At 32.0% G+C, this 5,765-nt stretch carries 6 protein-coding genes; all 6 read right to left on the reverse strand.

What is annotated here, in order from left to right; translation table 11 throughout:
* On the reverse strand, positions 1–659 hold a 659-nt coding region (locus ABWO04_RS09460; protein WP_353079480.1), incomplete at its 3' end, for a type I glyceraldehyde-3-phosphate dehydrogenase.
* An 88-nt stretch (positions 660–747) separates the two neighbouring features.
* Positions 748–1,614 (reverse strand): lipoyl synthase, encoded by an 867-nt coding sequence (gene lipA / locus ABWO04_RS09465; protein WP_353079481.1) that lies wholly within the window; start codon positions 1,612–1,614, stop codon positions 748–750.
* A gap of 193 nt (positions 1,615–1,807) precedes the next feature.
* The gene (locus tag ABWO04_RS09470) at positions 1,808–2,635 is read right to left on the reverse strand and encodes an energy transducer TonB (RefSeq protein ID WP_353079482.1); all 828 of its coding nucleotides are present in this window, start codon (positions 2,633–2,635) and stop codon (positions 1,808–1,810) included.
* 98 nt (positions 2,636–2,733) lie between these two features.
* Entirely contained in the window at positions 2,734–3,297 is a 564-nt protein-coding gene (locus ABWO04_RS09475; protein ID WP_353079483.1) for an RNA polymerase sigma factor, read from the reverse strand.
* Complete coding sequence (locus tag ABWO04_RS09480) at positions 3,288–4,403, reverse strand: glycosyltransferase (protein WP_353079484.1); 1,116 nt, start codon at positions 4,401–4,403, stop codon at positions 3,288–3,290. The genes ABWO04_RS09475 and ABWO04_RS09480 overlap by 10 nt, the downstream gene beginning before the upstream one ends.
* Positions 4,404–4,508: 105 nt before the next feature.
* Entirely contained in the window at positions 4,509–5,522 is a 1,014-nt protein-coding gene (gene murB / locus ABWO04_RS09485; RefSeq protein ID WP_353079485.1) for a UDP-N-acetylmuramate dehydrogenase, read from the reverse strand.
* Positions 5,523–5,765: the final 243 nt, after the last annotated feature.

The following is a 5,765-nucleotide window of genomic DNA, read 5'->3' on the forward strand; positions in this document are numbered from 1 at the left end:
AAAATTTTTGTTATTGCTTTTGCAGCGCCAGTCGTAGTTGGAATTATAGATTGAGAAGCGCCTCGTGCACGTCTTAAATCTTTATGTGGTTGGTCGTGCAAACTTTGGTCGGTAGTGTAGGAGTGAACTGTGGTAATATATGCCTGCTCAATACCGCACAATTCTTGTATGATTTTAAGCATTGGCGCTGCGTTATTTGTGGTGCAACTGGCATTGGAAATAATGGTTTCAGAACCATCTAAAATATGTTCATTGACACCTAAAACCACTGTTTTTATTGTTTCGTCTTCAGGAGGCGCTGATAAAATTACTTTTTTTGCTCCAGCTAAATTATGTAAACCAGCAGTTTCTGTAGTTTTAAATTTTCCGGTTGACTCAATTACAAAATCGATATTTAGGTTTTTCCAAGGTAATTTAGAAATATCACTTTCGTGGAAAAATTGAAATTTTAAATCGTCAATTAATAACGTTTCATTTTCGGTTGAAATAGAATGTTGTAAAACACCGTGAATGCTATCATATTTCAATAAATGACTCATAGTTTTTATATCTGCAATGTCATTTACAGCAACAACTTCTATGTTAGGATGATTTAGTAATAATCGGAATACATTTCTTCCAATTCTTCCAAAACCATTTATAGCGACACGTATTTTCATTTTTTAGGTTGTTTGTTTATTTGTTAATTCGATTGGTTGTTGAAAAGGTTTGCTTCTAAACAAAAAACAAATAACCGAATAAACAATATTAATGAATATGTTTTTCAGCATGATACGAAGAACGCACTAACGGACCACTCTCTACATGAATAAAACCTAATTCTTTGCCTATTTTTTCGTATTTTTCAAATTGTTCTGGTGTGATGAATTCTTTAACTGGTAAATGTTTTTTACTTGGCTGTAAATATTGACCAATAGTCACTACATCAACTTTTGCGGCTCTTAAATCGTGTAAAGTTTGAATAACTTCTTCTTCTGTTTCGCCAAGTCCAAGCATAATTCCCGATTTTGTTCGGTTCAATCCTTGTTCTTTTAAATATTTTAAAACGGCTAAGCTTTTGTCGTATTTTGCTTGAATACGTACTTCGCGTGTTAATCTTCTTACGGTTTCAATGTTATGTGAAACCACTTCGGGTGCCACTTCAATAATTTTGTCTAAATGCGATTCACTACCTTGAAAATCTGGAATTAAAGTTTCAAGGGTGGTTTTCGGATTCATTCTTCGTATGGCTTTTACAGTTTCCGCCCAAATAATGGTGCCCATATCTTTCAAATCGTCTCGGTCAACACTTGTAATAACTGCGTGTTTTATATTCATAATTTTAATGGAACGAGCTACTTTTTCTGGTTCTTCCCAATCTACATTTTCAGGACGACCTGTTTTTACACCACAAAATCCGCAAGAACGGGTGCAAATATTTCCTAAAATCATAAAAGTTGCGGTTCCTTCTCCCCAACATTCTCCCATATTCGGACAACTACCAGAAGCGCAAATGGTATTTAATTTGTATTTATCAACCAAACCTCTAAGTTCGGTATATTTTTGTCCAACGGGTAATTTTACGCGTAACCATTTTGGTTTTGGAGTAGGAGGAAATACGCTTTCTGTTGCCATAATTTGAATATAAAATCTACCGCAAATATACAAAACGCATTAAAAACAAATCCTATTTTAAAGTGTTATTTTTCAATTGTAACATATTGCTAACTTTTGTTTAATTATTTTGATTTTAGAACTATTTTTAATCAAAAAACCACATAATACGTCCATTATGTGGTTTTGAAATTATATTAAAATTCAGCTATTTCTATTCTGTTTCAAGTAGGTTAATTTGAATTGGAAGTCTTTTTTCGCTTCTTACCACTTCGCCATTAACTCGCCCTGGTGACCATTTCTTTTTCATAGATGTTAAAACCCTAATGGCTTCTTTTTCTAAAGCTTTATCTCCTTTACTTACCATTCGGATATCCGTCATTGAACCGTCTTTTTCTATCACAAAAATCATTTCAATAAACAATACCTCTTGATCAAAAGAATTTGGAACTTTATAGTTTTCAGCAATATAAGTTCTGAACTTGTTAATTCCTCCAGGAAAACTCGCTTCTGTGCCCAATACGCCTTTAAATATATTTGTACCACTTCCATTTCCTGGCGTAGTTGTTGTAATTGGAGTAGTAGAAGTGCCTAACGGATTTCCAACAGGTCCCGGATTCCCATTTTCGCTACCATTTGGATTGAATGGTGTAGAAGGATCAGGGTTTTTGGGTTCAACAATAGGTTTTACTTCTGTTCTATCCACAACAACTGGTGGTACTTTATTAGGTGTTAGATTTAATTTAGGTTTATCCGTTCCTTTAGTTTGAATTGCTTTTTCTGTTGGAACTTTAGCTGTAAATTTTACAATTGTTACAATTGGTGGCAACACATTAGGTTCTGGTTTTACTATTGGTTTAGTTTCAGGAGTTGTAAATGAAAACAATCCAATTCCAAAAGCTATAAACCCGAAAGTTAACAACATTGCTTTTATAGTCGTTGCGTCACTTTCTTTTCTTAATTGGTAAGCACCATATGCTTTGTTTCTGTTTTCGAAAGCTACTTCAAGCCAGCTATCGTTTTGTAAATTGAAGTTTGACATAATATATAGTTTTAAGGGTTACAACTTGTGTATAATTTAAACTATATGAAATAATCGTGCCAAAAAAACAGGTTTTGGACTAAAAAGATGATTTATTGTTATTTATGGATAATAATTTCTGCTAATAATTTTTTAGCTCGAAGCAATTTTATTTTGATGTTGTTTAGCGGTTCGTTCAATTGTTCTGCCATATCTTGATAGCTCATTTCTTGAAAGTAACGCAATTGAATAACTTCTTGATACGCAGGTTTTAATTGTTTAATTTGTTGCAATAATTGCGATAAGTTTTGTTCGGTAATTAATTTATCTTCAATTGTAGGAGTATTGTCTAAAACTTGATTGGCCAAACTGTCTTCTTCATCCGTAATTTCTAAAAACAATGTAGACTTTTTTTTGCGAAGCATATCAATATGAGCGTTTTTAGCAATGGCAATTAACCAAGTATTGAAACCAAATTCAGGGTTGTATGTACTTATTTTATCAAATGCTTTAGCAAAAGTTTCTATTACAATGTCTTCTGTATCGGTTTCGTTTTCGGTACGTTTTAGCATATATCCATACACTTCATTCCAATAAAAATCGAGAAGAAAAGTAAAAGCTACTTGATCGCCAAGTTTTGCTTTTTGAATGTTTTTGAGTATTTTTTCTTGTTTTATTTCCAATGTTCTGGTTTGTGTATCAAATTGGTAAAAGCCACTCGTATTTGAGTTATTAGTATAATAATTTCAAAAATTGGAAACCAAACAATAATATCTTTTTCTTTTAATTTAGCTGCGCCATAACCAAAAACTATCCAGTTAAAAACGTATCTAAAACCTAAAACGCTTGATACAATAATCCAATTATATTGGAAAGATAGTAAAATTATAGCCAAAACAATACACGATACTTGAGATATGAAATATAATCCAAGTTGTAGCTTGTCAAAACTTTTATAATGTTTTTTGGTTGAGGTTTCTTTTCTTTTCTGATTTAACCATTCTTTAAAAGTTGTTTTTGGTTCAGAATAGGTGAAACTTTCTGGACTATAACAAATGGTTGTATTGCTTGCATTTGCAGCTTCGTTAATGAATAAGTCGTCTTCCCCAGAGCGCACTCGAATGTGATTGATAAATCCGTTAACGTTGAAAAATTCTGATTTTTTATACGCCAAATTTCTACCAATTCCCATATATGGTTTTCCGATTTTTGCCCAAGAAAAATATTGTATGGCAACAATAACAGCGTCAAAACGAATTATTTTATTTAATACAGAACCTTTAATTTTATTATATGCACCATATCCTAAAACGATTGTTTTTTTGAATGAAAAGTGCGAGGTCATTTCTAAAATCCAGTTTTCAGATGTAATGCGACAATCTGCATCTGTAAACAATAAATATTCGTTTTTTGCAGCTTTTATGCCTAAGGTTAATGCAAATTTTTTGTTTCCCCAGAAGGCTTCATTGTTTTTTACTTTGACTAATTTAACAATAGAATATTGTTTTTCGTATGCTTCAAATAAGTCTAATGTTTCATCATTAGACGCATCATCAATAAGTACTAATTCGTAATTTGGATAATTTTGAGTAACTAAAACAGGAAGTTGAATTACTAAATTTTCATATTCGTTTTTTGCCCAAACAATTACAGAAACAGGTACGCTTTTTGGAGTTTCTTTTTTAGGTTTTACAAATGAAAAACGACTAAAAACAAACGATTGATAAACGAATTGAACAGCGAAAAAAACTAAAAATGCAATAAAAAGTATAAATAATGTTGTTTCCATATTCTTTTTAAAAGTTGTGCAAATTTAGGCTTATTTGTTTACAATTTCAAGTTTAATTTTTATAAGTAATTCGTTATTCGTAAATTGTAAATCCCAATTCGTAAATTAAATCACATTTACTTCAGCCTCAATACGAATCCCGTATTTTTCAAAAATAGCTTTTTGGATATTTTGCGCAACATTCCAAATTTCATTTCCTGTTGCGTTTCCGTAATTCACTAAAACTAAAGCTTGTTTGGTATGAATTCCAGCATCTCCAAAACGTTTACCTTTAAAACCAGCTTGTTCAATTAACCAACCCGCAGGCACTTTTACAAGTGTTTCCGAAACTGGATAATGTGGCATATCTGGATAATTCGCTTTGGCTTTTTCGTAAACTTCAATAGGAACAATCGGGTTTTTAAAGAAACTTCCGCTGTTACCTAATTCTTTCGGATTGGGTAATTTACTTTCACGAATGGCGATTACGGCTTTACTTACCTCTTGAATGGTTGGGTTTTTGATGCCCATATTTTCTAATTCAACATCAATAGCACCATAAGATGTATTTAGTTTGTGATTTTTTTTAGTAAGTTTAAAAACAACTGATACAATTACATATTGGTTCTTTAAATCGGCTTTAAATACACTTTCTCGATAGCCAAATTTACAAGCGGTTTTATCAAAAGTGGTAATTTCTTGCGTGTCAATTTTCATCGCTTCGCACGACACAAATGTGTCTTTAATTTCCACACCATATGCACCAATATTCTGAATTGGCGTAGCGCCAACATTACCAGGAATTAAAGATAAATTTTCAATCCCACCATAATTATGTTTGATGCAAAATTGAACAAATTCGTGCCAAACTTCCCCGGCATTACCTTTTACCCAAACAAACTCGTCATTTTCCTCTACAACTTCAATGCCTTTGTTATTAATGTGTAACACGAATGCATCGACATTTTGAGTTAAAAGCATATTGCTTCCACCACCTAAAATAAAAAGTTTTTTTTCTTGATTTTCTTTTAAAACGCGTGCCAAATCCGAAATAGAATTCACTTCGCAAAATTCTGATGCAAAAGCTTCAATACCAAAGGTGTTATATTTTTTTAACGATTGTTGTTGTACGATATTCATAAATTTAAGTGAATAGTAAATAATATTTTAATTTGATTTTGGCTTCGAGGGCCTCAGACTAAAGGTGACTGAGGTTCTCGAAGTCACATTTTACTTTGTTCCTATAAAGCTTTTCTCAACTCTTCCTCGCTAACAAATTCATTTTTAAAGAATGTTTGTTTTCCGTTTTTAACTACAATTATAACAGGTAAACCTTGGTAGCCTAATGCGTTAAATAATGATTTGTTTTTATCAGCATCAATT

It is taken from the genome of Flavobacterium sp. (assembly GCF_040382755.1).
Classification (GTDB): domain Bacteria; phylum Bacteroidota; class Bacteroidia; order Flavobacteriales; family Flavobacteriaceae; genus Flavobacterium.

Excerpts from the sequence above, each read along its gene's own strand:
- ABWO04_RS09470 (WP_353079482.1), bottom strand. The coding sequence starts at position 2,635 with ATGTCAAACTTCAATTTACAAAACGATAGCTGGCTTGAAGTAGCTTTC.
- murB (WP_353079485.1), bottom strand. The coding sequence starts at position 5,522 with ATGAATATCGTACAACAACAATCGTTAAAAAAATATAACACCTTTGGT.
- ABWO04_RS09480 (WP_353079484.1), bottom strand. The coding sequence starts at position 4,403 with ATGGAAACAACATTATTTATACTTTTTATTGCATTTTTAGTTTTTTTC.
- lipA (WP_353079481.1), bottom strand. The coding sequence starts at position 1,614 with ATGGCAACAGAAAGCGTATTTCCTCCTACTCCAAAACCAAAATGGTTA.